This is a genomic window from Acinetobacter sp. SCLZS86 (genome assembly GCF_021560715.1).
GTDB lineage: Bacteria > Pseudomonadota > Gammaproteobacteria > Pseudomonadales > Moraxellaceae > Acinetobacter > Acinetobacter towneri_A.
In genome coordinates, this window is the sequence record NZ_CP090864.1 from 1,379,899 (window position 1) to 1,406,533 (window position 26,635).

General features: G+C 40.0%; 27 protein-coding genes and 1 other RNA gene. 22 read left to right on the forward strand and 6 right to left on the reverse strand.

What is annotated here, in order from left to right; all coding sequences use genetic code 11:
* The first annotated feature begins 261 nt into the window (after positions 1-261).
* The 12 genes from rimO (at position 262) to lpxA (ending at position 12,580) form a co-directional block, all read left to right on the forward strand.
* On the forward strand, positions 262-1,605 hold the full coding sequence (rimO, locus tag LZP46_RS06550) for a 30S ribosomal protein S12 methylthiotransferase RimO (protein ID WP_096901422.1): 1,344 nt from the start codon (positions 262-264) through the stop codon (positions 1,603-1,605).
* Positions 1,606-1,689: 84 nt separating this feature from the next.
* Positions 1,690-2,418, forward strand: a complete 729-nt coding sequence (gene pyrH / locus LZP46_RS06555; RefSeq protein WP_004976712.1) for a UMP kinase — start codon at positions 1,690-1,692, stop codon at positions 2,416-2,418.
* Positions 2,419-2,506: 88 nt separating this feature from the next.
* Positions 2,507-3,061: a ribosome recycling factor gene (gene frr, locus LZP46_RS06560; RefSeq protein ID WP_236095060.1), complete on the forward strand. Its 555-nt coding sequence runs from the start codon at positions 2,507-2,509 to the stop codon at positions 3,059-3,061.
* Positions 3,062-3,064: 3 nt separating this feature from the next.
* Positions 3,065-3,817 (forward strand): polyprenyl diphosphate synthase, encoded by a 753-nt coding sequence (uppS, locus tag LZP46_RS06565; protein WP_019836497.1) that lies wholly within the window; start codon positions 3,065-3,067, stop codon positions 3,815-3,817.
* 3 nt (positions 3,818-3,820) lie between these two features.
* Entirely contained in the window at positions 3,821-4,645 is an 825-nt protein-coding gene (locus LZP46_RS06570; protein WP_136143951.1) for a phosphatidate cytidylyltransferase, read from the forward strand.
* The gene (ispC, locus tag LZP46_RS06575) at positions 4,646-5,842 is read left to right on the forward strand and encodes a 1-deoxy-D-xylulose-5-phosphate reductoisomerase (protein WP_236095061.1); all 1,197 of its coding nucleotides are present in this window, start codon (positions 4,646-4,648) and stop codon (positions 5,840-5,842) included.
* Positions 5,843-5,845: 3 nt separating this feature from the next.
* Complete coding sequence (gene rseP, locus LZP46_RS06580) at positions 5,846-7,201, forward strand: RIP metalloprotease RseP (protein ID WP_236095062.1); 1,356 nt, start codon at positions 5,846-5,848, stop codon at positions 7,199-7,201.
* A gap of 42 nt (positions 7,202-7,243) precedes the next feature.
* Positions 7,244-9,688: an outer membrane protein assembly factor BamA gene (gene bamA, locus LZP46_RS06585; protein ID WP_236095063.1), complete on the forward strand. Its 2,445-nt coding sequence runs from the start codon at positions 7,244-7,246 to the stop codon at positions 9,686-9,688.
* A gap of 41 nt (positions 9,689-9,729) precedes the next feature.
* Positions 9,730-10,230, forward strand: a complete 501-nt coding sequence (locus tag LZP46_RS06590) for an OmpH family outer membrane protein (RefSeq protein ID WP_236095064.1) — start codon at positions 9,730-9,732, stop codon at positions 10,228-10,230.
* A 3-nt stretch (positions 10,231-10,233) separates the two neighbouring features.
* Positions 10,234-11,304 (forward strand): UDP-3-O-(3-hydroxymyristoyl)glucosamine N-acyltransferase, encoded by a 1,071-nt coding sequence (gene lpxD / locus LZP46_RS06595; RefSeq protein ID WP_236095065.1) that lies wholly within the window; start codon positions 10,234-10,236, stop codon positions 11,302-11,304.
* Between the two features lie 2 nt (positions 11,305-11,306).
* Positions 11,307-11,795 carry a 3-hydroxyacyl-ACP dehydratase FabZ gene (fabZ, locus tag LZP46_RS06600; RefSeq protein WP_004976697.1) on the forward strand — a complete coding sequence of 163 codons (489 nt, stop codon included), beginning with the start codon at positions 11,307-11,309 and terminating at the stop codon, positions 11,793-11,795.
* Entirely contained in the window at positions 11,792-12,580 is a 789-nt protein-coding gene (lpxA, locus tag LZP46_RS06605) for an acyl-ACP--UDP-N-acetylglucosamine O-acyltransferase (RefSeq protein WP_236095066.1), read from the forward strand. Before fabZ ends, lpxA begins: the two co-directional genes overlap by 4 nt.
* A gap of 72 nt (positions 12,581-12,652) precedes the next feature.
* Here lpxA and LZP46_RS06610 read toward each other — a convergent pair whose 3' ends face one another.
* The gene (locus LZP46_RS06610; RefSeq protein WP_236095185.1) at positions 12,653-13,498 is read right to left on the reverse strand and encodes a YbgF trimerization domain-containing protein; all 846 of its coding nucleotides are present in this window, start codon (positions 13,496-13,498) and stop codon (positions 12,653-12,655) included.
* Positions 13,499-13,838: 340 nt separating this feature from the next.
* Here LZP46_RS06610 and ffs point away from each other — a divergent pair.
* Positions 13,839-13,935: signal recognition particle sRNA small type (gene ffs / locus LZP46_RS06615), an RNA gene on the forward strand.
* 66 nt (positions 13,936-14,001) lie between these two features.
* Here the strand turns inward: ffs and LZP46_RS06620 are convergent.
* The 4 genes from LZP46_RS06620 to LZP46_RS06635 all read right to left on the reverse strand — a co-directional run bounded on the left by LZP46_RS06620 (position 14,002) and on the right by LZP46_RS06635 (position 17,070).
* The gene (locus LZP46_RS06620; RefSeq protein ID WP_236095067.1) at positions 14,002-14,691 is read right to left on the reverse strand and encodes a regulatory protein RecX; all 690 of its coding nucleotides are present in this window, start codon (positions 14,689-14,691) and stop codon (positions 14,002-14,004) included.
* An 81-nt stretch (positions 14,692-14,772) separates the two neighbouring features.
* The gene (recA, locus tag LZP46_RS06625) at positions 14,773-15,819 is read right to left on the reverse strand and encodes a recombinase RecA (RefSeq protein ID WP_004976691.1); all 1,047 of its coding nucleotides are present in this window, start codon (positions 15,817-15,819) and stop codon (positions 14,773-14,775) included.
* 143 nt (positions 15,820-15,962) lie between these two features.
* Entirely contained in the window at positions 15,963-16,403 is a 441-nt protein-coding gene (locus LZP46_RS06630) for an RNA-binding S4 domain-containing protein (RefSeq protein ID WP_236095068.1), read from the reverse strand.
* The gene (locus LZP46_RS06635; protein WP_236095069.1) at positions 16,396-17,070 is read right to left on the reverse strand and encodes an HAD-IA family hydrolase; all 675 of its coding nucleotides are present in this window, start codon (positions 17,068-17,070) and stop codon (positions 16,396-16,398) included. The genes LZP46_RS06630 and LZP46_RS06635 overlap by 8 nt, the downstream gene beginning before the upstream one ends.
* Before the next feature lie 285 nt (positions 17,071-17,355).
* Here LZP46_RS06635 and LZP46_RS06640 point away from each other — a divergent pair, with 285 nt between their 5' ends.
* The 5 genes from LZP46_RS06640 to LZP46_RS06660 all read left to right on the forward strand — a co-directional run bounded on the left by LZP46_RS06640 (position 17,356) and on the right by LZP46_RS06660 (position 23,244).
* Positions 17,356-17,601: a hypothetical protein gene (locus LZP46_RS06640; protein WP_004976684.1), complete on the forward strand. Its 246-nt coding sequence runs from the start codon at positions 17,356-17,358 to the stop codon at positions 17,599-17,601.
* A 584-nt stretch (positions 17,602-18,185) separates the two neighbouring features.
* The gene (locus LZP46_RS06645) at positions 18,186-18,365 is read left to right on the forward strand and encodes a hypothetical protein (RefSeq protein ID WP_236095070.1); all 180 of its coding nucleotides are present in this window, start codon (positions 18,186-18,188) and stop codon (positions 18,363-18,365) included.
* Between the two features lie 182 nt (positions 18,366-18,547).
* Positions 18,548-19,405, forward strand: a complete 858-nt coding sequence (locus tag LZP46_RS06650; RefSeq protein WP_236095071.1) for a 3'(2'),5'-bisphosphate nucleotidase CysQ family protein — start codon at positions 18,548-18,550, stop codon at positions 19,403-19,405.
* A gap of 57 nt (positions 19,406-19,462) precedes the next feature.
* A complete protein-coding gene (locus tag LZP46_RS06655; protein ID WP_236095072.1) occupies positions 19,463-20,209 on the forward strand; it encodes a histidine phosphatase family protein in 747 nt (248 codons plus the stop codon).
* 392 nt (positions 20,210-20,601) lie between these two features.
* Complete coding sequence (locus LZP46_RS06660) at positions 20,602-23,244, forward strand: M66 family metalloprotease (RefSeq protein ID WP_236095073.1); 2,643 nt, start codon at positions 20,602-20,604, stop codon at positions 23,242-23,244.
* A 195-nt stretch (positions 23,245-23,439) separates the two neighbouring features.
* Here LZP46_RS06660 and rpsT read toward each other — a convergent pair whose 3' ends face one another.
* Positions 23,440-23,709, reverse strand: a complete 270-nt coding sequence (gene rpsT / locus LZP46_RS06665) for a 30S ribosomal protein S20 (protein WP_004976669.1) — start codon at positions 23,707-23,709, stop codon at positions 23,440-23,442.
* A 215-nt stretch (positions 23,710-23,924) separates the two neighbouring features.
* Here rpsT and LZP46_RS06670 point away from each other — a divergent pair, with 215 nt between their 5' ends.
* The 4 genes from LZP46_RS06670 to LZP46_RS06685 all read left to right on the forward strand — a co-directional run bounded on the left by LZP46_RS06670 (position 23,925) and on the right by LZP46_RS06685 (position 26,534).
* Positions 23,925-24,590: an NAD(P)H-binding protein gene (locus LZP46_RS06670; protein WP_236095074.1), complete on the forward strand. Its 666-nt coding sequence runs from the start codon at positions 23,925-23,927 to the stop codon at positions 24,588-24,590.
* Between the two features lie 12 nt (positions 24,591-24,602).
* A complete protein-coding gene (gene rraA / locus LZP46_RS06675; protein ID WP_236095075.1) occupies positions 24,603-25,115 on the forward strand; it encodes a ribonuclease E activity regulator RraA in 513 nt (170 codons plus the stop codon).
* A gap of 53 nt (positions 25,116-25,168) precedes the next feature.
* On the forward strand, positions 25,169-25,948 hold the full coding sequence (locus tag LZP46_RS06680; protein ID WP_236095076.1) for a glutathione S-transferase N-terminal domain-containing protein: 780 nt from the start codon (positions 25,169-25,171) through the stop codon (positions 25,946-25,948).
* 226 nt (positions 25,949-26,174) lie between these two features.
* The gene (locus LZP46_RS06685; protein ID WP_236095077.1) at positions 26,175-26,534 is read left to right on the forward strand and encodes a hypothetical protein; all 360 of its coding nucleotides are present in this window, start codon (positions 26,175-26,177) and stop codon (positions 26,532-26,534) included.
* The last annotated feature ends 101 nt before the right edge of the window (positions 26,535-26,635 follow it).

Genomic DNA, 26,635 nt, shown 5'->3' on the forward strand with positions numbered 1-26,635 from the left:
GCAAAATGCACGCCAACTTTTCATTTTTAGTGCATTCATCACCGAAGAATCGGAAAAATGCGCAGGAACTGGACTGAATTTTCAAGATATAACGGATAACAGAAACACTGTAAATAAAAAATGCATTAAAATGGTGCAATATTTAAATCATTCAGCCTGAATGGTTGTATTTTGGTGCATTATGCAAAGAGTCGGCTATTTCTCTATTTTTATGCAAAGAAAAGTCATACAATACGCGCATTCTAGTGGAGTGCAGATTCTATGAAATCCCCCAAAGTCGGTTTTGTTTCTTTAGGTTGTCCTAAGGCATTGGTAGATTCCGAACGAATTTTAACTCAGTTAAAAACTGAAGGTTATGATGTCGCATCTGATTATGAAGGTGCTGACTTAGTTGTTGTCAATACATGTGGTTTTATTGAATCTGCAGTACAAGAGTCCTTAGACGCGATTGGCGAAGCCATGAATGCCAATGGTCGTGTCATTGTGACAGGTTGCTTGGGTAAAGATGAAGACAAGATTCGTCAAATGCATCCCAACGTATTAAAAGTGACTGGCGCGGCTGCTTATCAGGACGTGATGGAAGCGGTGCATCAATATGTTCCTGAGCCACCAAAACATAATCCATTTATTGATTTGGTACCTGAACAAGGCATTCGTTTGACGCCTAAACATTATGCCTATCTTAAAATTTCAGAAGGCTGTAATCATCGCTGTACTTTCTGCATCATTCCAAGCATGCGTGGCGATTTAGTTTCGCGTCCTGTGGGCTCGGTATTAGAAGAAGCTGCGGCACTGAAACGTGCAGGCGTAAAAGAAGTATTGGTAATTTCTCAAGATACTTCTGCCTACGGCGTAGATACCAAATACAAATTGGACTTTTGGAACGGTCAGCCTGTTAAAACCAAATTCTATGATATGTGTGAAGCCTTAGGGCAATTGGGTATTTGGGTGCGTTTGCACTATGTCTATCCATATCCGCATGTGGATGCTGTAATTGATTTAATGGCACAAGGCAAAATTTTGCCTTATTTGGATATTCCATTCCAACATGCCAGCCCGAAAGTATTAAAGTTGATGAAGCGACCTGCGCACAGCGAAAACACGTTGGAGCGTTTAAAACTTTGGCGTGAAAAATGCCCTGAGCTGGTGATTCGTTCAACCTTTGTGGTGGGTTTTCCAGGCGAAACAGAAGAAGATTTCCAAATTTTGCTCGACTGGCTAAAAGAAGCGCAATTAGACCGTGTTGGTTGCTTTACTTATTCACCTGTTGAAGGTGCGGCAGCAAACGACTTGCCAGATCATGTGCCAGAAGAAATCAAGCAAGAACGCTATGAGCGTTTTATGCAGGTTCAGCAAGAAATTTCAGCAGCTAAACTGCAAAAACGTATTGGTCAAACCATGACCGTGTTGGTAGATGATTTGGAAGAAGAATTTCCAGTGGCAGTGGCACGTTCTTATGCAGATGCGCCAGAAATTGATGGCAACGTCTTTGTAGAAGATATTGACAAGAGCGTGATTAAAGCAGGTGATTTACTTGAAGTTGAAATTACCGATGCCGATGAATACGACTTATTTGCCAAGCTGATTCAGGTCAAATCTGCATAATGCTTTGCAGATTTGGATTGCTAGCTGTAAGCCATACAAATTGTAAAAAATTAAAGTTTAGAATTTAGAATTGGAGTAATGACAATGTTAGATTCAAAAAAGCCACGTTATGCACGTATCTTGTTGAAACTATCGGGTGAAGCGCTTGCGGGTAATAAAGACATGGGGATTGATGCGCAAGTGCTCGATCAAATGTCTTTGGCGATTGCACACTTGGTTGGTTTAGGTGTGCAAGTGGGTATTGTTGTCGGTGGTGGTAACTTATACCGCGGCAGCCAATTACAAAAAGATGGTTTGGTTGGCCGTGTAACAGGCGACCAAATGGGGATGTTAGCAACGGTGATGAATGGTTTAGCCATGCGTGATGCTTTGGTGCGCCGTAACATCAAGACCCGTTTAATGTCGGCATTGCCTATTGGTACAGTGGTTGAGTCATACTCAAGCCGTGATGCGATTCGCCACCTGACGCAAGGTGAAGTGTGCGTATTTGTTGCGGGTACAGGTAATCCATTCTTTACCACAGATACTGCAGCGTGTTTACGTGGTATCGAAATTGAAGCTAACTTGATTTTAAAAGCGACCAAAGTTGATGGCGTGTATAACAAAGATCCAAGTAAATACGAAGATGCGGTGAAATACGACACGCTTACATTTGACCAAGTGTTAGATGAGAAATTAGGTGTGATGGATTTAACTGCAATCTGCTTATGCCGCGACCACAATGTGCCGTTGCAAGTTTTTGATATGAATAAAGCAGGTGCGTTGCTTTCTGTGGTGATGGGTGAAAAAGAAGGAACTCACGTTACGAACTAATGTACGTGAGCCACAAAGCTATTTATACTACGCTCTAATTTAACCCTATATTTTGACTCAAATTTTAGAATACAGTAAGGAAGATCTTATGATTGACGATCTTAAAAAAGACAGCGAAGAACGTATGAACAAGACTTTAGAGTCTTTAGAACATGGTTTTGCCAAAGTGCGTACAGGTCGTGCACATCCATCAATTTTAAATGGTGTGATGGTTTCTTACTACGGTTCCGATGTGCCACTTAACCAAGTAGCGAACATTGGTGTAGAAGACTCACGGACTTTATTAGTTCAGCCATTTGAGCGTTCAATGGTGTCTGCAATTGATAAAGCAATTCGTGAGTCAGATTTGGGTTTAAACCCAATTACAGCCGATGCAATTCGTGTACCGCTTGCAGCATTGACTGAAGAAACTCGTCGTGACATGCAAAAAGTTGCGCGTTCTGAAGCAGAAAATGCCAAAGTTGCCATTCGTAACATCCGTCGTGATGTATTGGGCGACATCAAAGCATTATTGAAAGAAAAAGAAATTTCTGAAGATGATGAACGTCGTGCAGCAGATGACATTCAAAAAATCACAGACAAATACGTTGCAGAAGTAGACAAGCGTCTTGCTGCAAAAGAAGCTGAGTTGATGAAGGTCTAATCAATGACCACATCGGAAGACAGCGCGTCTTTGCCAAAACATGTTGCCATCATTATGGATGGCAACAATCGTTTTGCAAAAAAAAATCAAATGCAAAAAGGGGAAGGACATCGTTCTGGTAAAGATGTACTTGACCCGATTGTTGAACATTGTAGAAAAAAACACATTCAAGCTTTAACCGTTTTTGCTTTTTCGAGTGAAAACTGGAATCGTCCGCAGTTTGAAGTGGATTTACTCATGCAATTGCTAGAAGCCACAATTCATGAGCAATTACCACGCATGGAAAAATTCAATATTGCCTTACGTTTTATTGGTGACCGTTCACGTTTGTCGCCGCATTTGCGTGAGTTAATGTTGCATGCCGAACAAAGGACTGCTAATTTCAACAGCATGACACTCACAATTGCCATTAGTTATGGTGGTATGTGGGATATGGCGCAAGCTGCAAAACAAATTGCAGCAGATGTTGTGGCGCATAAAATTGATATTGAACAAATAGATACACAACTTTTTGGTCAATATGTCAGTCTGGCAGACCTACCGCCTGTCGATCTTTTGATTCGTACTGGTGGCGATTTTAGATTGTCTAATTTTTTACTTTGGCAAGCTGCGTATGCTGAATTGTATTTTACCCAAACCTTGTGGCCTGAATTTAGCATTGAAGAATTTGACGATGCACTGGCAGTATTTGGTGGTCGTGAACGCCGTTTTGGTAAAACTTCTGAGCAAATTCAACAAGAGAAAATTGAGAATTAATACATGTTAGAGCGGATTATTACCGCATTGGTATTGGTTGCTGTGGTGTTGAGTTGCATGTTTGCAACTCAGTCGCACTATCCAATGTTTATGCTGATGATTGTTGCAGCAGGGGTTGCGGGCTATGAGTGGTTTAAACTCATGCCAAGAAAAACGAAATACGTCCTCAAGCCTGTGGCTTGGGGTTTTGGTGTATTGACTGCCGCTTTGGCAGCAATGGCACTTTATTTTAGTGATATTGCCTTATTGCTTTGGGCAGCCTCTATTTTGACATGGTTACTCAGCATTTATTGGGTCAAATCTTACCCAGAATACGATGCATGGTATAACCCAAGCTTAAGCTTTATTGGTTTTATTTTAATTTCTGCTGCGGTAACTGCAATTTTTTCCGTATGGAACAGTTCACCGTGGTGGTTAATGTACTTGTTCTTGTTGGTTTGGGGTGCAGACTCAGGTGCTTATTTTGTTGGACGTAAACTAGGCAAGAAAAAACTTGCACCAAATGTCAGTCCAAACAAGTCAGTAGAAGGCTTATATGGCGGTGTGTTTACTGCCATGCTAATCGTGATTGTTGTAGAAGTGGTGTATTTGGACCTAACTTTGGCACAACATATTTTATTTTTGATTCTTTCGGTGATTACGGTATTTAGCTCAGTATTGGGCGATTTATTTGAATCCATGATCAAGCGCCGTGCAGGTATTAAAGACTCTGGGCGAGTTTTGCCAGGTCATGGTGGTGTGCTAGATCGGATTGATTCTTTACTTGCAGCAGCTCCAATTTTTGCTGCAGGTATGTATGTTTTAAAACTTATTGGCGTAGATTTATAAATGTCACAAGCTGTTTGTATCTTGGGTGTGACAGGTTCAATTGGACAAAGCACCCTAAAAGTACTGCAACAACATCCTGAGCAGTATTCAGTTTTTGCCGTGACGGCACATAGCCGAATTCAAGAACTGGTTCAAATATGCAAACAGTATCATCCTAAAATTGTGGTTGTACCTGCGGCAAAAGTTGATGAATTGCAGCAGTTACTTGCACAACAACACATTTCAGGGATTGAAATTTTAAGCGATGAGGCGGGTTTAATCGCAGTCGCCGAACATCCTGAAGTGGATGTGGTGATGGCAGCCATTGTCGGTGCGGCAGGTTTATTGCCTACACTGGCTGCGGTTAAAGCGGGTAAGCGCGTATTATTGGCCAATAAGGAAGCCTTGGTGATGTCGGGCGACATCATGATGCAGGCGGCACGTGAACATGGTGCTTTGTTATTGCCTGTAGATTCTGAACATAACGCGATTTTTCAATGTTTGCCTGAACATTATTTACAAACCGAAAGAAATGGACAACCTCAGCTAGGTGTATCACAAATTTTACTGACTGCTTCGGGCGGTCCATTTTTAAATCATAGCCTAGAAGAACTGCAACACGTTACCCCTGCACAAGCCTGCAAACATCCAAATTGGTCTATGGGACAAAAAATTTCGGTAGATTCTGCGACCTTAATGAATAAAGGTTTGGAATTAATCGAAGCGTGTCATCTTTTTGCAATTTCAGAACACTTTGTTACAGTTGTGGTTCATCCACAGAGTATTATTCATTCCATGGTTCAATATGTGGATGGTTCAACTTTGGCACAAATGGGTAATCCTGATATGTGTACGCCAATTGCGCATGCTTTGGCATGGCCGCAGCGTATCCAAACGCATGTTCCGCCTTTAGATTTGTTTGTCAATCATCAGCTTGATTTTCAAGCACCTGATACCACACGTTTTCCTGCGTTAAGTCTGGCACGTCAAGCCATGCAAGAAGGTGGTCTGGCGCCTGCTATTTTAAATGCAGCAAATGAAATTGCAGTTGCAGCATTCTTGCAGCAACAAATTCGTTTTACCGAAATTGCGACAGTGGTTGAGCATACTTTGAACCAGATACAAAATTCAGCTGCAGAAAGTATTGAACTGATTTTGCAGGCAGACCAAAAAGCCCGTGCTATTGCACAGCATTTTGTGTTGAATAAAGGAAGCTAAAGCATGAGTGCCTTATTTATTGTGGTTGCAGCGATTCTTTTGCTAGGACCTTTAATTGCAATTCATGAGTTTGGGCACTACTTTGTCGCACGTAAATTAGGTGTCAAAGTTTTGGTTTATTCCATAGGCTTTGGGCCAACCATTTTAAAATGGACGTCTAAAAAATCGGGGATTCAATATCAGCTTTCGGCACTGCCTTTGGGTGGCTATGTCAAAATGCTTGATGAACGCGAAGAAAACGTTGCAGAAGCAGACCTACCTTATGCCTTTAATCGTCAGCATCCTTGGAAACGTATTGCGATTGTGGCAGCAGGTCCGTTAATCAACCTGATTTTTGCCATTTTATTGTTCTGGGTATTATTTTTACCATCTCAGGAACAGTTGAATACCCGTGTGGGTAAGGTACTGGCAGATACACCTGCGGCGGCAGCGCAAATGCAAGTAGGTGATAAGATTACCGCCATTGATGGTACGCCCGTGACGACATGGGAAAAGCTGAACTTTGCCTTGGTAGATCGTGTAGGTGAATCAGGCAAGATTCAGGTACAGGCGGAACGCGCAGGTGAAATCAAAACATTTAGCTTACCTATTCAAAATTTCTTAAATGATCAATCCCAATCACCTTTAGATGTTTTGGGTTTTACCCCGTATCGCCCACAAATTCCTGCAATTGTCAGTAAGTTAAGTGAAGATGGTGCTGCCATTCGTCAAGGTATGCAAGTCGGCGATCAAATTATCGCGATTGATGGCGTCAAAATGAATGACTGGTACGATGTGGTACAAGTGGTTCAGGCATCGCCAGAAAAACTACTGAAATTAGATGTGCTGCGTAACAATCAAGTGCAGCAACTGGAAGTGATGCCGCAAGGCAAACGTGACAATATAGGCAATGTTTCGGGTGTGTTAGGTGTGCAAAGTGATCCTGGAAAAATTGTTATTCCAGAAAATTATAAGCAAACCATTCAATATAGCCCGAGTGAAGCTTTATTGATGGCGATAGATAAAACAGGTCAGTTGTCTAGCATGATTTTGAATTCTATTGTCAAAATGGTGCGTGGTTTAATTGGTTTAGATAACTTATCTGGCCCAATTACTATTGCCAAAGTCGCAGGGCAAAGTGCAGAAATGGGGTGGCAAACTTTTATTTCCTTTATGGCACTTATGAGCGTAAGCTTAGGAATTCTAAATTTATTGCCAATTCCAATGTTGGATGGCGGGCATTTAGTTTATTATTTTATCGAGCTGATTCGTGGAAAACCTGTTTCTGAACAAATACAATTAGTTGGTTTAAAAATTGGTATGGTACTGCTTGGAAGTATGATGTTCCTCGCATTATTTAATGACATTATGCGTTTGTAACAACGTAGATACGAAATAAATTTAACACTGGAAAAGACTGGCATGCAGCACACACATTTATTTATGCCCTTGGCACTGGTTAGTGCAATGGCGGCAACACAACAAGCATATGCAGCAGATGAATTTATTGCGCGAGATATAAAAATAGATGGTCTTGTTCGTTTAACGCCAGCCAATGTTTATGGAATGATTCCAGTCAATAGTGGTGATCGTGTCAATGAAGCAGTGTTGGCCAATGCGATTCGCTCAATCTATGCCACAGGTTTGTTTGATGACATTCAGGCCAGTCGCGAAGCGGACACTTTAGTGTTTAAAGTGGTTGAGCGCCCAATCATTTCTAAGGTTGAATTTAAAGGCAACAAACTTATTCCTAAAGAAGCATTGGAAGATGGTTTAAAGAAAATGGGTGTGGCTGAAGGTGAAGTGCTGAAAAAGTCTGCACTACAAACTTTAGAATCTGAGCTTGAACAGCAGTATATGCAGCAAGGTCGTTATGATGCAGATGTACGCGTCATTACCACAGCACGCCCAAATAACCGTGTAGATTTAACCGTAGAATTTGTTGAAGGCAAAGCCGCTAAAGTGGTAGATATCAACATCATTGGCAATACGGTATTTAAAGAAAGCGATATTAAGCAGGCGTTTGCTGTTAAAGAAAGTAGCTGGAGTTCGATTGTTACTCGTAATGACCGCTACGCACGCGAAAAAATGGCAGCAAGCTTGGAAGCATTACGTGCGTTATATCTGAATAAAGGTTATATCAACTTCAATATCACCAACTCTAGCTTGAATTTGAGTGAAGACAAAAAGCATATTTTTGTTGAAGTTTCGGTGGATGAAGGCGAGCAATTCAAGTTTGGCGAAAGCAAGTTCTTGGGCGATGCTTTATACAAACCAGAAGAACTTACAGCACTGCAAATTTATAAAGATGGTGAAACCTATTCACAAGAAAAAGTGAATGCGGTGAAACAATTGTTGCTGCGTAAATATGGCAATGCAGGCTATTACTATGCCGAAGTGAATATTGTGCCGCAAATTGACAAAGAAACGAAACTAGTCGATTTAAACTACTACATTAACCCAGGTCAGCAAGTTACAGTACGTCGTATTAACTTCGCAGGTAACAGTAAAACTGCCGATGAAGTGCTTCGTCGTGAAATGCGTCAAATGGAAGGCGCATTGGCAAGCAATGAAAAAATTGACTTATCTAAAGTCCGTTTAGAACGTACAGGTTTCTTTAAAACTGTTGATGTTAAGCCAGTGCGTATTCCCAACGTGCCTGACCAAATTGACTTAAATGTTAATGTAGAAGAACAGCACTCAGGTACCAGTACTTTGGCGGTAGGTTTCTCGCAAAGCGGTGGTGTGACGTTCCAAGCGGGTTTAAGCCAAACCAACTTTTTGGGTACAGGTAATTCGGTTTCGATTGATTTATCACGTTCTGAAACGCAGGATTACTATAACCTGAGTGTGACAGACCCATACTTCACAATTGATGGTGTGCGTCGTGGTTACAACATGTACTATCGTAAAACCAAACTAGATGATGACTATAACGTTAATAACTATGTGACAGACAGTTTTGGTGGTGGCATTAACTTCGGTTACCCAATTGATGAAAACCAAAGCGTTAGCGCAGGTTTAAACATTGATCAGACTGAAGTTACAACGGGTAATCGAGTCTCAACATATATTCGTGACTATTTATTGGAAAATGGCGGTAAAGAAATTGGTTCATCAAATTATTGTATAGATAATAATGATCCTTGTGGAACAAAGCTTAAAGCTGATCGCTTCTCTGGTGATTACTTAACTTACAATCTGAACTTAGGTTGGTCGTATAACACCTTGAACCGTCCGATTTTCCCAACCAATGGTATGTCGCATCGTGTAAATGCTGAAATTGCCTTACCAGGTAGCGATGTGGAATTTCAAAAAGTCACTTATGATGCTCAAGCCTATTTCCCATTAGGTCATGATTTTGTCTTACGTGGCTATAGTAAGTTAGGTTTTGGTAATGACTTACCGTTCTATAAGAACTTCTATGCAGGTGGTTATGGTTCGGTACGTGGTTATGACAACAGCACGCTTGGTCCTAAATATGACAGTGTCTATGCGGAACATAATTCATTGGAAAATTTCGATTTGGAAGAAGTAGGCGGTAATGCTTTAGTCCAATTTGGTACTGAATTGGCTTTACCAGTGCCATTTAAAGGGGATTGGACACGCCAAGTCCGTCCAGTGATTTTTGCAGAAGGCGCACAAGTTTTTGATACTCAGTGTAATGTTTCTTCATCTGCTGATTTGAGAAAGTACTGTAAAGACAACTACGGCTTCGACTTCGGTGAAATGCGTTATAGCGTGGGTGTAGGCTTTACCTGGATTACCATGATTGGTCCATTGTCACTTAGCTATGCGTATCCATTGAATGATAAAGATGGTGATGACACTAAAAATATCCAATTCGAAATTGGTCGTACTTTCTAAGTACGACCCGTGTTGGATCGTTTAAACACAGGATGTAGCATATGAAAAAAACAATATTTAGTTTGGCATTGTTTGGTTTATCTACACTGGCAGCAGTAGCACATGCTGCAGGGTATGGTGTAGTAAGTTTAGAGCGTGTTGTAGAAAATAGCAGTTATCTCAAACAGCAAAATTTGGCCTTGCAACAATCAGTTAAACCGCAAACCACTAAGCTTGAGCAACTGACAAAAGAATTAGAAACCATGCAGCAACGTGCGCAGCAGGCTACGAATTTATCAGAGGCTGAAAAGCAAAAAATGAATACACAATTTCAAGCCAAATTGAAAGAATTTAATAGTTTGCAACAAGCGGTACAAACCCGTGTCCAGTCAGAATTGCACAAAATTAATGATGGTTTTGAAACTCGTTTAAAGCAAGTTGCTGAACAATTGCGTAAAGAAAATGGTTTGGATGTGGTTTTGAATAAAAACTCAGCACTTGCCTATGACCCGAAGTATGATTTAACTGATAAAATGATCCAAAAGGTCAACGCACTTAAATAATCAATGAGTTCCCAACATTATCGCTTAGAAGAAATTGCTGGTTTAGTTCAAGGTCAATGTATTGGACAAGCCGATTTACGTTTGCAAGGTTTGGCAAGCCTTGAGTCTGCTCAGATGCAACAACTTGCATTCGTGAATGGTGATAAATATTTAGCGCAAGCACGTAGCTCCCAAGCGGGGGCTTTAATTGTGACCGCTTCACTACAAGCTGAGTTAGACAATCATCACAACTTTATTGTGGTTGAGAATCCGTATCTGGCTTTTGCAATTCTGACTCATGTATTTGAGCGTAAACATACGCAACGCGGTATAGAAAGTACAGCACAAATCCATCCTTCAGCCATCATTGCGGAGAGTGCTTATATTGGTCATTATGTGGTGATTGGTGAAAATTGCGTGGTGGGTGACAATACGATTGTGCAATCGCACTGTAAAATTGATGACTTTGTCGAAATTGGTCAACAGTGTTTTATTGATTCGCACGTGACCTTAACAGGCGAAGCTAAACTTGGACATCGTGTGCGTATACATGCCAATACTGTAATTGGTGGTGAAGGCTTTGGTTTTGCGCCTTATCAAGGTAAATGGCATCGAATTGCGCAATTGGGTTCTGTGATTATTGGTAATGATGTTCGTATTGGCTCGAATTGCAGCGTAGATCGTGGTGCGCTAAATGATACAATTTTGGAAGATGGTGTCATTATTGATAACCTTGTGCAAATCGCGCATAACGTCAAATTAGGTGCTCATACGGCCATAGCAGCAAAAACAGCCGTGGCTGGAAGTGTGACAATTGGCAAAAACTGTATCATTGGTGGTGGAAGTGCGATTTCTGGGCACTTGAATATTGCCGATAATGTGACTTTGACCGGAATGTCAATGGTCACAAACAATATTTCTGAATCAGGAAAATATTCCTCTGGTATTGGCTTGTTTGAAAATCAAAAGTGGAAACGTACTGTTGTGCGGCTTAGACAATTAGCAGATGTGCCATTGACCCAATTGGTGAAAAGACTTGATGATATGCAATCTCAAATTGAGTCCCTTGAATCAACTTTTAAATTGCGTAAATAATTATGATGACTGAGTCGAATTCTAGCACCTTCACTAAACCTGAATTGCCAATGCACATTCAAACCATTCGTGAATATTTACCCCATCGCTATCCGTTTTTATTGGTTGACCGCATTGTAGAAGTCACTGATAACGGTATCGTGGGTTATAAAAACGTATCAATCAATGAAGAATTTTTGCAAGGACACTTCCCAAATTATCCGATCATGCCAGGTGTTTTAATCGTTGAAGCGATGGCACAAGTGTCGGGTATTCTAGGTTTTATCATGAATAATGAGAAACCTAGCGCAGGTTCTTTATTCCTTTTTGCAGGCGCAGAAAAAGTTAGATTTAAAAAACAAGTCGTTGCAGGCGATCAACTTGTATTAAAATCCGAATTAGTTATGCAAAAACGAGGCATTTACAAATATAATTGTATCGCCACCGTAGATGGCGTCGTCGCAGCAACCGCGGAAATTATGGTTTCGCATCAGAAAACAGAGCAAGCATGAGCAATAACCCACTCGTTCACCCAACCGCTATAATTGACTCATCTGCAGTAATTGCTTCAGATGTCACGATTGGTCCATATTGTATTATTGGACCAAATGTAACGATTGGTGAGGGTACAAAACTTCATTCGCATGTAGTGATTGGTGGTTACACCCGTATTGGTCAGCACAATGAAATTTTTCAGTTCGCTAGCGTAGGTGAGGTCTGTCAGGACTTGAAATATGCAGGTGAGGAAACTTGGCTAGAAATTGGCGATCACAACAAAATTCGTGAACACTGCAGTTTGCATCGTGGTACGGTGCAAGACAATAGCCTGACCAAAATTGGTAGTCACAACTTACTTATGGTCAATACGCATATCGCGCATGACTGTAGGGTGGGCGATCACAATATTTTTGCCAATAATGTGGGTGTGGCAGGTCACGTGCACGTTGGGGATTATGTGGTGGTCGGTGGAAACTCAGGGATTCACCAGTTTTGTAAAATTGACTCTTATAGCATGATTGGTGGTGCATCGCTTATTCTTAAAGATGTGCCTGCGTATGTCATGGTTTCTGGTAATCCAGCACATGCATTTGCAATGAATGTCGAAGGAATGCGTCGTAAAGGCTGGTCGAAGGATGTGATTCAAGGTCTTCGTGAAGCCTTTAAACTCATTTACAAATCTGGATTAACCACTGAGCAAGCCATTCAGCAAATTCGCAGTGAGATTTTGCCAAATGTGGCAGAAGCGCAGCGTTTAATTGATTCTTTAGAACAATCTGAACGTGGTATTGTGCGTTAACGGTTTGAGTTTGCCGAATGCGGCAAGCTTTAGAATATTAAAAGACATCCTTGGATGTCTTTTTTTATTGGCTTATTTTAAAAATCGTGCTTCTTCAGACTTTGGGTACTGGCTCAAAATTTTACTTTTGTATTGCGCTGCTAAAGCAGGTTTTTTATCTACGTCTTGCGCAATGCTATATAAGCGATACAAGGCACTTGATGGTTTAGCAGATTGGGGATACTTCGTTGCCACAATTTCAAAATTCTTTTTGGCCTCGCTGTAATTGGTCGGTTCAATCGCTAAATTAAACTCAGCTAACCAAAAATACGCATTGCTGATATACACACTGTTTGGGTGGTTTTTAATAAAGTTTTGCATGGGTGCAATAGCTTTTTTAGCACCACCTTGTTTATAAGCATCTAATGCAACAGTATAGGCTGCTTTTTCTAGCTCAATATTGGTATTTAAACCTTGAGCTGTTGGGCTTGCATGTGTTGTATTTTGTACAGATTGCGGGGCATTGTTATTTAACTGGTTGTTGCTGGTGCTGGGTGCAGTATCCTTTTGGTTATCCTCCTCAGCGGCAGGAGCCGATTCAGGGTCTATTTTTTGTTGAAGCAGTTCTAAACGTTGATCTAAATCGGTATAACGATTTTGCAATTCATGTTTGAGCTGTGCAATTTCATTGTCTTGTTCTTCAATTTTGCCACGTAACTGACGGATGTCATTTTCGAGTTGCTGGTTTTTTTGCATCAATTGCCAATTGATATTGGTCGATACATTGGCAGGTGCCATATTACTCGTTGCAATTGCAGGGCTATTAGCATACCTAGCACTGCTTTGGCTGAGGTTATGGCTTTCAATTGGAATATTGGCAAATACAGGCGTTGCGCACAGTAGGGCAAGAGCACAGAGTGCATGCTTTTTTAGCATAATTGAATATCCATCTTAATCTTGTGTAGCTGAGTCCTTGTAAGCATATTGGACTCAATCTGTTGATTTGGTATTTTCCACATTTAAAACGTCCGCGCGTGGAATTGCAATAAGCTTTTACAAACTTATCATCAATCACAGCGCAATGTGGGTAAATCTAGGATTTGAATCTCAAAATAATTTTATGATGGGTTAGTTAGACTAAATTTTAAGTGACGTTATTTTATAAATGTCTTCAATTGTTTTTAAAATAATCAATTGGATAGCTTTGTAAAAGTAAATACAGAACAACGCTTGCAAGTTTGTTAAAAATCTCTATACTCTGTTTTTGCAATGGTAGCCCTGCTGGTTACTTCGCAATTGTACTCTACGAACCCCGTCAGGACCGGAAGGTAGCAGCGGTAGTGGAACTATGATGTGCCGAAGGCTTGCTGGTAGGGTTGCCACCAGTTTTAAAATAATAATTCTATTTATCTTTTACTTATTTTTATCTTATATCCATTATTTTAAAAATCTTGCTCTTTTCTACGAATTGCTTTCATGATTGCATCCATATCAAAGCCTCTATACTGTAAAAAACGAATTTGTTTGGCTTTAAGTTTTGGCTCATTTACGACTTCTATACCGAATTTTTTTACTTTTAGTTGATAGGCATGTTCTGTCCAATCAGTTTCTTTAAGTTCTTCTGAAATTAAACTGCTATCCACTTTTTTGTTTTTAAGAGCCATTTTAATACGATTTGGTCCTTTACCTTGCCGCTTTTGGCTAGCCAGTAACATTTCTGCAAGACGTTGATCACTCTGATAATTTTCACGTGCCAGTTCATTGACTAATTCAATCACTTCATCACGGTTTTCTGCATATAAAGCCAGTTTTTCAATTAAGTCATTTTTAGAATATTCTTTACGCGTTAAGACAGCAAAGGCGTAGCTGCGTAGACGAGAACCTGTTAGTCCTAGGCGTTTGCTTTGCTGTTCGTCAGGGTCTTCATTGTGATTGTATTCTTGATCATCAATGGCTTCTGTATGAGCAGGGTATTGTTTATTGATGTTAGGCGTAGAATTTAAAGCAAAATGCAGGGCAGATGTTGTTTCTGAATATGCCTGCTTAGTTTGGCTGCATGATTGCTCATCTTCGCCAAATTGTTGTTTTAGCGCAGCATAATCAACCAGTTTGGGGAATTTATTTTCAGACATGGTAATGCTTCCATATACAATAAAACGCTCCGTAGAGCGTTCTATTTAATTCAGTTTGTTGTGTTCATCTTAGCGCATGCTTTAAACATCAAGTAAGTCGAATTCTTCTTCGTCTTTATCTTCTACAGGTGCAGCTTGACCTGTCGTGAGTAGTTGTTCACGAATAATCGCTTCGATGCCTTTAGCAAGCTCTGGATGTTCTTCAAGATGGCGAATGGTGTTGTTTTTACCTTGACCAATTTTATCGCCTTGATAAGAATACCAAGCACCAGCTTTTTGCACGATATTTTGTTGAACAGCTAAATCGACCAGCTCGCCCAAATGGTTAACACCTTTACCGTAAAGAATTTGGAACAATGCTTCTTTAAATGGAGGTGCCATTTTGTTTTTCACAACTTTGACTTTGGTTTCAGAACCAATAATCTCGTCACCTTCTTTCACTTGACCTACACGGCGAATATCTAAACGAACAGAAGCATAGAACTTCAATGCGTTACCACCAGTTGTGGTTTCTGGGCTACCAAACATTACACCAATTTTCATACGAATTTGGTTAATGAAGATCACCATACAGTTCGAGCGTTTGGCATTACCTGTGATTTTACGCAAGGCTTGGCTCATTAAGCGTGCTTGTAAGCCCATGTGTGAGTCACCCATTTCGCCTTCAATTTCGGCACGAGGGGTTAAGGCAGCTACGGAGTCGACCACAATCATGTCGATTGCGCCAGAGCGTACCAACATATCGGCAATTTCAAGAGCTTGTTCACCGTTGTCTGGTTGCGATACTAAAAGATTGTCAATATCTACACCAAGTTTACGTGCATATTGAGGATCAAGCGCGTGTTCGGCATCAATAAAGGCACAAGTTCCACCAGCTTTTTGACATTCTGCAATGGCTTGCAAGGTCATAGTCGTTTTACCTGATGATTCAGGGCCGTAAATTTCAATGATACGACCTTTAGGTAAGCCACCAATACCCAATGCAATATCTAGGGTCAATGAGCCTGTAGATACGGCTTCTACCGCTTGCACAGTGTTGTCACCAAGACGCATGACTGTGTTCTTACCAAATTGTTTTTCAATTTGGCTTAAAGCGGCATTTAACGCCTTGCTTTTATTCTCATCCATCTTACAACCTCAATACGATGTCACGAAATAATATACTCAAGTGGATGCATTTACTTCAATCTTTTCCACATGCATATAGTGACAGAATTTGTCCTGTAGTTCTATTTATATCACGAGCTGTACGACAAACTATGACGCTCTATTTAATCATCATTATATGACCAAAATTGGTCAAATTGCTGATCATTTTCTTGTTTAAATTTGCTGATGTCACGACGGTCTTTTTTACTTGGTCGATGATCAGGTCGTGCTAGATTATGCAACTTTCTTTGGGTCGCAATCAATTCCCTGCGTGCAATACTCACTTCAGTTTCTTCATAAAGTTGCTGAGCGATGGGTGCCGGGCCACGTACACCCGATAGGGCCTTGACCAATACGGTTTTTTTATCAAAACCCTGTTGAATGGTCAGTTCAGTTCCCACACGAATTTCTTTGGAAACTTTAACGCGCTCGCCATTGTGATGTACTTTGCCGCCTTCTATGGCAGCTTTTGCAATAGAGCGGGTCTTGAAAAAACGTGCAGCCCATAGCCATTTATCAATTCGAATGCTTTCAATGGCTTCGTGGGACGAAGTTTTAGGCATATTTTTGAGTGTCCTCAAATTGTTCTAAGACAGGAATTAAATCTGTTAATTGGTGCAACATAGGGTAATTACAAGTCTGACGCGCAGGTTTTGCTGAGGATGGCTGGGCAATGCTATATAAGTGTCCAATCCCAAAGGCTTTTGCACCATTAAGCACCTTTTCGGTGTCATCAATAAAATAGCAATCTGCAGGATTAAACGCATGTTGTTGTTGCAATGTTTGCCAAAATTCAACGCGTTCTTTGGCATAACCAATGCTTTCAGAGCTAACAATCACTTCAAAGTATTTTGTTAAACCTGTATGTGCTAATTTAAAGTCTAAACCTGCACAATCTGCATTGGTGGTGAGCCAAATACGATAGCCATTATTTTTTAAATGTTCCAGTAACTCGATAGCGTGTGGACGCAACGTGACATGATCTTTATATTCAAGTTGCATAGCAAGCATATCCACACCCACTTTGGCCGTCCAAAAACGTGAGGAATACCATTCTAAGGTGTGGCTATGCGCTTGATAAAAATCGTATAAAATTTCTTTGCTGCGTTCTAAAGAGCAGGCGTGTAATTCTGCATAGCGAATAGGCAGTTGTTCATTCCAAATAAAATCATCATAAGCGAGATCTAACAGCGTTCCGTCCATGTCAAACATGATGATATTTTTGTGCATTTAGACATCCTAAATCAAAAATCAATTGCCAAAAGGCAAATAAAAACTGGCTCATTTAAACATGCTTGAGGCATAACTCAAAATGCTGTCTGATTATTCGCCAAATTATGTTAGGCTAAAGAGATAAGCACTGTACATGCGTTACATATAAATAGGTGAGATGGAGCAGTTGTAAAAAGTAACTGTAGCGTTCACAAAAACAATTTTTTTGACATATTTCTGTATTTGTTTGTCTGTATAAGCATAGAAATTGAATGGTAAATTTTTTAAATCAGGGAGCTAGTAATGGCTGAACAACAGTATTTAGATTTAAAACACTTAGATAAACAACTCGATGAGTTTGAGAAAAAGAAGAAGAAAATTAAGAAAATGCGGATTGGCTATAAATTATTTGCGCATTTAATGGGAGATGAGAAATTCGCCCATCATGTTTCAGAATCGGCATTAAATCCAGATAAACGCAGTTATCGTAAAGTGAAAATTAAAATTACCTCAGATGAGGGGGAGCTAACTTTTCTAGAAAAGGATTGATTAATTTTTTGATTTAAAATTCTAGTGATTTTGATTATGTATACAAATTTGTGTACCTTTAAATCTGGCCCGATTGATGCAGATCGGGCTTTTTTATACCTTAATTCTATGAATGGTTCAACCTGAATTAGAATCCTTTTATAAGTCGAAATTTGATCATAAATGATCAGTAAAATTAGTATTGAAAGTCCCTTCTTTTACGCCATGTATTGCTCAGGATGAGGAGTATATTCCGCAAGAGGATGAGGGGATTCTTATAAAAAACCTCTCCCTGAGGAGCATGCTCCGCAAGTCTCCTAAAAGGAAAGGGAATTTCCTTTGCAGTGATTCAAAAATGATTTAAGAAAGAATCTTTTTAAATAAAATGCATCAAGTTGTCATAATTTGCACTTAATCTATTCAGCAAGCTCAGTGAAATGAAATAGGACGTGATTAGTCTATTTTAGTATAAGTTTTGTATATAAATGTGGCAAGGTGCGCTCAAATGTTACGCTTTGACTATCAAAAGATGCATGAATATCACAGAGCGATCCCTGAGAATAATGTCAATTTTTCATCATTAAGTAAATTTATAAGGAATTGTGATGTCTATTTTAGGAATTGCCATTACCACTATTTGGGGTTTATTGGGTATTGCTGCAATTATTTTTGGTTTTGTTGGTGGCGAAACTTATTTGATTATTGTGGGAATTTTATTATTGGTTAGTGCTGCACTCACTTTTTCCATGTTCAAAAAAAGCTTATCTGATCCATTTAAAGATTAATTAACTTAGCACTGAATAAATAAAAAACTCAAGTAAAAAGGAATTGCCTTGACACATAAAGTCTTGATTTAGCATATCTAGCCACTAAATTTTATCTACGCATCAGCCGTAATTTTTATTACAATGTTTTTATGAAAGTAATGAAAAATTAGACCTTTAGATACGGTCTAAAAAGGATAGTTATGTTTATAAAAACAACGGCGCCAACGCATACTTTAATTTTACAGTTGTTGTCAATCATGCAGCAGGCATGTGAAATTTTAAATCAGGAATTTCAAGATTACTGTTCAGGTGCTGCTTTTGATGTCGAAAAGAAAATTGATGATTCTCCTGTTACGCAAGCAGATTATCGGGTCAATTATTATTTAATGCAGGCTCTGACAGAAATTTCCAATTTGCCTGTATTGTCAGAAGAAGGGGAACAAGATCAGCGCCAGCAATGGCAGCAATTTTGGTTGCTAGATCCTTTAGATGGCACCAAAGAGTTTTTACATCAACGTCCAGAATTTACCATTAATTTAAGTTTAATTTGTGGTGCGCTAACAACTTTTGCGGTGCTTGCTGTACCGGGCGAGCACACGATTTATTTTTGCCCAGAACAGGGTATGCCATTCAAATATGATATTTTAACTCAGCAATGGTATCTCTATCAGCCAGAACCAACGGTAACATCTTCAATTCTAAAAATTGGTTTAAGCCACAGCAGTCAAAAAAAGTCACACTATGCAGACTATTTAACAAGCTTGGCACAGTTGATCGATTTTGAAGAAATAAAAGCAGGGAGTGCGTATAAATTCTGCATGATTTTGGAAGATCGTGTCGATGTCTACCCACGTTTTCATCCGACCTCGGAATGGGACACTAGTGCAGGACAATGCTTATTGGAACGAATTGGTGGTGGATTGGTCGATTTTAAGGGGCGGCCATTTTTATACAATCAGCGCGATACATTGCTAAATGGTGGTTTTATCGCCTATAAAAATACACAGATGAAAAAGATTGCCTTACAAGCACTTGAACTTATGGCGAAGTCAGATTGAGCAAAGTGCTGAACATGGTATAGTGTCAAGTAACCAAGTTAAAATTTTGGCTAGATCATGGCATTAGAACTACTCCCTGCAAGTATGCTTAAAGCAATTGATTTATTGCCAGATGCGCAGACGCCTGTGACTTTATTTACCCGTCATTCTATTCGTGAAATTGTCGAGGGCCAGGGTTTGGCTGGCTATAATTTGCAGTTGACCGAGCAAGGCCGTGATTTAGCCGAAGCATGGGGAGGATACTTGGTTGGAAATACAGATCGAGTGATTCAACACTGTATTTCAAGTCCTATTCAGCGTTGTGTGGATACAGCTGCATTAATGATTCGTGGAGCGGATGGTATTACCCTTGAACCTAATACCCATCACATTGAAATTATAGAACAAGGGTTGTTGGTTGAGCCTGGAAGCTTTGTACTTGATATCAAGCAGGCAGGTCCATATTTTCAGGAGCAGGGCGCTTTAGGCTTTATCAATAGTTTTGTGAACAAGGCCTTGCCTGGCATGAAACATCCGATTCATGGTGTCGTGGATGTACTTGAGCTGATTTATAACACTCATCCGACCAACCAATACGGACTCAGTTTGGCTGTAAGTCACGATACGATTCTGGCCGCAATTATTGCGGTAATTTCTGGACGCAAGGAAGTCACACAAGCCGATTGGCCAGGCATGATGGAAGGTTTATTTGTTTGGTTTGAAGGCGATGAGTTTTTAGAATCTAAGTTAAAATGGATTTGGCGCGGTCAGATTCACACTTTAGATATTTCACAATTTCGTCAGAAAGTTGAAGTAGAACATTGAACGCATATTCTAGTGCTATCCATTCAGTACGATAGAATACCGTCTGTCAGAAATTAAAAAAAATAATTCAAATTTTATTCTCTTTTTTCTTCATTTTATGCAGTTGTGAGCGCAAACTCGATCAAATATTGTCTATCAATCTGTGTGCTGCTTTAAAAATTCGCTGATTTTTATAAAGAAAAATTAATAAAATTGTGTTGAAAATATAAAGCGATATGAAACTTGAGAATTGCATAATTTTATACATCTATTTAATATAAAAATACAAGCCATTGAAAAATATGTGTTTATTTTTATATTTTTTGTCATAAATTGACATTGGGGTGGAATAAATAATGAAAAGTGTGACTCGGTTTTCGCTTAGTCTATTAAGCGTATGTATATTATCATCCATGCTTGCCGCATGTGGTGGTGGTGGCGATGGGGATGCCGCTGGGAATTCAAATCAAGAAAATCCAACACCATTGGAAATTCCTCAGCAACCACCTGTGGGTAATGTGGCTAATCCTTACCCTGAACCTACACAAGATGTCATCAATCAATCGGCACTTGGGTTTTATGATTACAACGCCAATTCTGAATCACGTGAAGTGCGTAATGATTTAGAAGGTGATTTTCAGGCAATGATTCAATTTGCTCAAGGGCATGTGGTTGATCCGAATGGTAACGAGGCGAAAAAAATGCCACGTTTGACCGCAGAAAAAGAAGCATTATTATTGGTTACACCAAATCAGGGCATGGACAATATCGACACTTTGCAGCTTGAAGTGTATCAAAATGAACGCTTGTTACGTCGTGTTGCTTTACTTGATCCAACCCAGATTCCTGCTTCAGACCAGAGCAATCAAGATGGTCGTGCTGAGGTGTTGTATAGTAAGCGTGCGTGGTCGGCTAAATTAAATTGGGATGAAGTACGTCCCGGTTTAAAGCTGCGTTTGGTCGATTCTAAAAACCGTACTGGTGCACTCGAAGCAGAAAAAATTGATTTTGCCGCACCGGGTGAATTGGTACTCAATATTATTCGTATCGGTCTACTAACTGCACCACCGAAATCGGGCGGGCATTATATGTTATTAGAGCCTGAAAAAGCGGGTACCGATTATTTCCAAACCATTCCTGCGGCACAAATGACCGTGGCAAAATATGATGACATTCAGCTAGATCGAGTGATGGTCGCCAACGGCACGATTTACGATACCCAAAGTGCGGGTGAAGGTGGTGTCTATTCGGGGGACATGCGGGAAAATACTGCAAAATCGACCTTTAGTGTAGGAATTAACTTGGCCAACTGGGGGGTGACCAGTGCCTCGATGTTGAGTCATCAACAGCCACAACTTACACAAACTGTAATTGCCCATCATGCACGAGGTAAATATACAAATGGTGATCAAACGCATGGTTTAAGTGGCGGTAATGGTATGTTGACCCTGTATGATTCTGTGGGCAACGAGTTTAGCCATGAAATTGGGCATCATTATGGTCTTGGGCATTATCCGGGTTCACAAGGTGAAAATATGTTCTGGGCTGCACACCATGCAGACAGCGGTTGGGGCTATATTGCGTATCGTAATAAAATGCGTGGCAACTTGGCGTGGCATACTCGAAACTTGGGTGATGGCAAAAATGGTGTGCCTAACTTCCTGAAACAATATGCTTATGGTTGGGATGCGATGTCAGGTGGTGCAACCAACAGTAGCATTTCGCGTTATACCCATTACACGGGTTACAGTACCCATATTCGGATTCAACCCCACTTTGGGGCGCGACATGTTTGGGATGAAAGCTCACCAAGTGGTTATAAAATCTGGAATAAAGACACACGCCAAATGGAAGTGGTTTATCCAAAAGTACCAAGCTCCAATCAGGTTTGGTACAACAGTGCCGATGGATATTATTTAAAACCGCGCTTATTTGGTGTGCCTGTAATTACTATTATTGGCGGATATGATCCTGAAACTCAGCAAGGTGTGTTGTATCCTGCTGCACGCAGTAACTGGGGTAATGTTTATAATTTACCTGTGGCAAATCGTGCTGCTGAAAATGCCGCATGTTGGTTAGATGTTCAATATGCCAATCGTAATCAGAACGTGGCATTGGCACCTAACCGTATGACCAGCAATGCCAATAAACTGCATGTCAATTTAGCACTTGCTGAGCAGCCAAAACAGGTGAATTTATACTGTAAAAAAGCCAATCATGCCGAGAAGTTATTATCGACACTGAATATTCCGCAATATAGCGATAGTATTCAACCTGCGGTAAAAATTGGTCGTACACATGGCTATGAAGCTTTAAGAAAAGTTGAAATGCCTGATTTTCAGAAGCAGTTGGAAGCGCAAGCCAGTCAAGCTGTGGTGGCTTTAAAACCTGCTGCACAACTATTGTATGATTCTTATGCAGATTATCGTCAAGAGCTAAGTGCAACTGCACAGCAACAATTACAGCGTTATGAACAACAGCAAAATACGATTTATCGTTTAAACCGCTGGATGAATGTTTATCGTGCCGATTTAGAAAAGACTAAGCCTGAAGCGGAAACAGCATTGCACAATTTTGTGGAGCGATTGAGTTTAGGCAATGAAAATATTGTGGCTGAAGCAACACTAATGAAAAACAGAAATAACTGTTTGAAAGTTGAAACTTTGGCGAGTGGTCAGAAAAATGCTTACATTAGTGGAGCAAGTGGCTGTACAGGCGATGCAACTGAGCAGTGGATTTATGATGGTTTGGGGCGTATTCACAGCAAAGCAGAAATGGATCAGTGCTTAACTAACAACGGCAATGTGGTCTCACTTGCAAGCTGCAGTACATCTAAAGACAGTCAGGTCTGGGAAATGCACACAGCTTCGGGAACGATTCGTCAGGGGAGTCAGTGTTTTGATTTAGAGCATGGCTACCTAAAAGAAAACCGCGCGCGTTTAATTCGTTATGGTTGCACAGGTGGTGCGAATCAGCAATGGACGCAATTAAAGGCTAATAACAGTTTGCAACTGGCTTATTTAAGTCCACAAAATTTACGACTGATGCTGAAATAATTCTTCGTCTGAATTATTCATCTTCATTAATTTAAAACACCTTTTGACCAGTTCAGGAGGTGTTTTTTATTTTATGGTGGCAGGTGTATTTGAAGTGATGTAATTGGCGTGCAGAAACTAAAGATTGCTTAATTTGATAAATTATCGAAACAGCAGACACAAAAAAAGCCCTAACGGGCTTCTTTTGTTTAACACTTAGTTAGAAGCTAAAGCTTTAACTTGAGCGTTTAAACGGCTCTTATGACGAGCTGCTTTGTTCTTATGGATGATGCCTTTATCAGCCATACGGTCAATCACTGGAACAGCTTTTTTGTAAGCTTCAGTAGCAACCGCATAATCGCCTGCAGCAATAGCAGCAATTGTGCGTTTTAAATAAGTACGAACCATAGAACGTAAGCTTGCGTTGTGTTTACGTGCTTTAACGTTTTGACGAGCACGTTTTCTAGCTTGAGCAGAGTTTGCCACTCGTGCACTCCTTGAAATAGATTGGTCTGGGCGGGCTGCAATTACTTCCGAAAACCAACATCAGAAGAATTATCACCAGCCCGTAAACAAGTGCCATATTTTGATGAAACTAGACAGTTAAGTCAAGTCTTGACATGCTTTGACAACATTTTAGCTGCAGAAAAATCGGAAAGAAACAGGTAGATTAGCTTTAAGCCTCAGAGATTGTTTAAAAAATGATAAATTCTATTCAAAATGCAATTGTGATTGGTGCAAATGGTTTAGTCGGGCAGCAATTGGTCAAACAGCTGAATCAGCTGCCTGAATGTAATAATATCACCGTTGTTTTGCGCCGACCTTGCTCGGAATTGAATCACTTAGAAAAAGTCCAGACGTTACTCCTTGAAGACTTTTTATTGCTCAATGACGAAGATGTGAGTGGTTATAGCCATGCATTCAGTTGTTTAGGCACAACCTTAAAAAAGGCAGGCTCAAAACAGGCATTTTATGCTGTGGATTATACTATCAATGCACATTTTGCCGAACTATTGCAGGCGAAGGGTACGCATTACATATTGGTCAGTGCTTTGGGTGCACAAGCTAAATCAGCCGTATTTTATAATCGTGTCAAAGGCGAGCTAGAACAATATATTGAAAGCTTGGACTTAGATAAAGTATCAATTTTACGTCCATCTTTATTATTGGGTGAGCGCAATGAACAGCGGCGTTTAGAAGATTTAGGGCAAAAGCTGTATCTTAAAATATCACGATTTATTCCCGATCATTTTAGATATAAGCCAGTAAGCGCTACACAAGTGGCTCATACTATGGTCGAGGCGGCGCAATCGCAAATTCATAAATTTCAAATTTATGATAATTTACAAATACAAAAAACCAAGTAAAAGGGGAACAACGTGTCTACAGTACCATTCGTAACTTGTGACTTATTAGATGACCATCCAAAACATGACCTTCAAGTGGTGATTCCATCTTTGGATGGTAAATTTTTCAAAAGTTACGGTGCACGTAAAACTTTTGGTGGTCAAATTGTGACTGTAAAATGCTTTGAAGATAACTCACGTGTAAAAGAGTTATTGGCAACCGATGGCACAGGCAAAGTTTTGGTGGTAGATGGTGGGGCATCTATGCGCTGTGCCTTGATGGGGGACTTGATTGCTGAATCTGCAGTGAAAAATCACTGGAATGGCGTGATTATTTACGGTTGTGTGCGCGATGTCGATGCAATTGCAGAACTAGATTTAGGCGTACATGCTTTGGCTTCAATTCCACAAAAAAGTAACCGCAAAGGTGTGGGTGAAGTGGATGTGAGTTTGCATTTCGGACAAGTCACTTTTAATTCGGGCGATTATGTCTATGCTGATAACAACGGTATTATTGTGGCAAAAGAAAAGTTGGTCGATTTATAAGCGGTTTGATGGCGCAGTCATCAAATTGTTGAGCACATCACAAGGAAAACAAAATGGTGCATCATCAAATTAAAGTCATTCAGGCAGTGGCATCTATGCTTACCGAAGGTGGACGTGGAGTGAATGGGACAGCATTTCCCAAGCAACCCGAAAAAGCCTTAAAGTTATATGAGTTTGAAGGTTCACCATTTTGCCGTCGTGTACGCGAAGTCATAACCTTGTTAAATTTGGATTATGAGGTTTATCCATGCCCCAAAGGCGGCACAAAATATCGACCTTTGGTGAAACAACTGGGTGGTAAAACTCAGTTTCCATTTTTAATTGATGAAAATACAGGTGATCAGCTCTATGAATCACAGCAGATCATTCATCATTTATTCAAACATTATGGCAAAAGTGGAAAAACGCCAAAAAAATTTGCGCATTTTCCTAAAATTCCTTATGTGGCGCTTGCTGGCACCTTATTGAATGGCGCACGTGGTGTGTGGATTAATCAGCAAATTGTAGAGCGCGCTGCACCTGAACAATTGATTGAACTGTGGGGTTTTGAGGCTAGTCCTTATACACGTGTAGTGCGTGGTGTATTGACTGAACTGGAGTTGCCATTCAAATTTCATAATGTAGCCAAAGAGCGTTGGCAAGATCAAGGCTTGGCAAAATTACGTTTAAAACCGGGTAAATATGTGCCACTGGCAGGTGGTAAGCGTGAGCAGGTATTAAAAGTCATGGGTGATAATATTCAAGTCCCATTTTTAATCGATCCAAATACCCAGACTCAGCTTTTTGAATCGGCCAAGATTGTGAAGTATTTACAGCAAACTTATGGCAAATAAGCTTTAAGTCATTTTTTGATTGTTATAAAAGCATCTTCAAGATGCTTTTTTGCATTTGGCAGGATGCAAAATATGCATCATTATAAATAGCCTAAGTAAAGTGGGGTTGAAACACTGACTTATAACATCAGGGGAGCATAAATCACCCTGATCAGTTGCATCTATTTTAGTGAAGCATTTAAACTCTGCAGCATTCACTTTGATTTCGCCAATTTATAGGTTCAAAATGTTCAGCAAACTTACAGGGTTGTTTAAAAATAAAGCCAATCTCGAAGAAATTGCCTATTTAGAAGCACAGAATATTCAATGGGATGCGGAACAAGGCTATACGGTCGATGGTATTTTGCTTAACGATGTTTTGGCAGAGCGTTTAAATTATTTATCCAACCGCCGTATGCAGCAGTTTGATGATTTGGCACAGCTGTATTCTACAGCTATGATTATCAATGAAAAAATTGATCTTGAAATTGCGCAACAGCGTTTTAATACATTGCTTGGCAATACCGAAGAAAACCTACAGGAATTTAAAGCGATTGTAAAAAAATTGAATGATTATTATCGACAGTTTTTACGTGATCAAAAGTAAAGCGGCGTGTGTATCAAACTTTAAAGCACGCTGTTTTATAAAATGTTGCAATTAAATACGATGCAATGGTGGATGAAAAAAATTACGCAAAACCGTCAATT

Excerpts from the sequence above, each read along its gene's own strand:
- LZP46_RS06630 (WP_236095068.1), bottom strand. The coding sequence starts at position 16,403 with ATGCCTAAAACTTCGTCCCACGAAGCCATTGAAAGCATTCGAATTGAT.
- LZP46_RS06570 (WP_136143951.1), top strand. The coding sequence starts at position 3,821 with ATGTTAGAGCGGATTATTACCGCATTGGTATTGGTTGCTGTGGTGTTG.
- LZP46_RS06670 (WP_236095074.1), top strand. The coding sequence starts at position 23,925 with ATGATAAATTCTATTCAAAATGCAATTGTGATTGGTGCAAATGGTTTA.
- bamA (WP_236095063.1), top strand. The coding sequence starts at position 7,244 with ATGCAGCACACACATTTATTTATGCCCTTGGCACTGGTTAGTGCAATG.
- uppS (WP_019836497.1), top strand. The coding sequence starts at position 3,065 with ATGACCACATCGGAAGACAGCGCGTCTTTGCCAAAACATGTTGCCATC.
- frr (WP_236095060.1), top strand. The coding sequence starts at position 2,507 with ATGATTGACGATCTTAAAAAAGACAGCGAAGAACGTATGAACAAGACT.
- LZP46_RS06685 (WP_236095077.1), top strand. The coding sequence starts at position 26,175 with ATGTTCAGCAAACTTACAGGGTTGTTTAAAAATAAAGCCAATCTCGAA.
- recA (WP_004976691.1), bottom strand. The coding sequence starts at position 15,819 with ATGGATGAGAATAAAAGCAAGGCGTTAAATGCCGCTTTAAGCCAAATT.
- LZP46_RS06650 (WP_236095071.1), top strand. The coding sequence starts at position 18,548 with ATGTTTATAAAAACAACGGCGCCAACGCATACTTTAATTTTACAGTTG.
- ispC (WP_236095061.1), top strand. The coding sequence starts at position 4,646 with ATGTCACAAGCTGTTTGTATCTTGGGTGTGACAGGTTCAATTGGACAA.
- rimO (WP_096901422.1), top strand. The coding sequence starts at position 262 with ATGAAATCCCCCAAAGTCGGTTTTGTTTCTTTAGGTTGTCCTAAGGCA.
- lpxD (WP_236095065.1), top strand. The coding sequence starts at position 10,234 with ATGAGTTCCCAACATTATCGCTTAGAAGAAATTGCTGGTTTAGTTCAA.
- LZP46_RS06620 (WP_236095067.1), bottom strand. The coding sequence starts at position 14,691 with ATGTCTGAAAATAAATTCCCCAAACTGGTTGATTATGCTGCGCTAAAA.
- LZP46_RS06645 (WP_236095070.1), top strand. The coding sequence starts at position 18,186 with ATGTCTATTTTAGGAATTGCCATTACCACTATTTGGGGTTTATTGGGT.
- LZP46_RS06640 (WP_004976684.1), top strand. The coding sequence starts at position 17,356 with ATGGCTGAACAACAGTATTTAGATTTAAAACACTTAGATAAACAACTC.
- LZP46_RS06655 (WP_236095072.1), top strand. The coding sequence starts at position 19,463 with ATGGCATTAGAACTACTCCCTGCAAGTATGCTTAAAGCAATTGATTTA.
- LZP46_RS06680 (WP_236095076.1), top strand. The coding sequence starts at position 25,169 with ATGGTGCATCATCAAATTAAAGTCATTCAGGCAGTGGCATCTATGCTT.
- rseP (WP_236095062.1), top strand. The coding sequence starts at position 5,846 with ATGAGTGCCTTATTTATTGTGGTTGCAGCGATTCTTTTGCTAGGACCT.
- LZP46_RS06590 (WP_236095064.1), top strand. The coding sequence starts at position 9,730 with ATGAAAAAAACAATATTTAGTTTGGCATTGTTTGGTTTATCTACACTG.
- lpxA (WP_236095066.1), top strand. The coding sequence starts at position 11,792 with ATGAGCAATAACCCACTCGTTCACCCAACCGCTATAATTGACTCATCT.
- fabZ (WP_004976697.1), top strand. The coding sequence starts at position 11,307 with ATGATGACTGAGTCGAATTCTAGCACCTTCACTAAACCTGAATTGCCA.
- LZP46_RS06635 (WP_236095069.1), bottom strand. The coding sequence starts at position 17,070 with ATGCACAAAAATATCATCATGTTTGACATGGACGGAACGCTGTTAGAT.
- pyrH (WP_004976712.1), top strand. The coding sequence starts at position 1,690 with ATGTTAGATTCAAAAAAGCCACGTTATGCACGTATCTTGTTGAAACTA.
- LZP46_RS06660 (WP_236095073.1), top strand. The coding sequence starts at position 20,602 with ATGCTTGCCGCATGTGGTGGTGGTGGCGATGGGGATGCCGCTGGGAAT.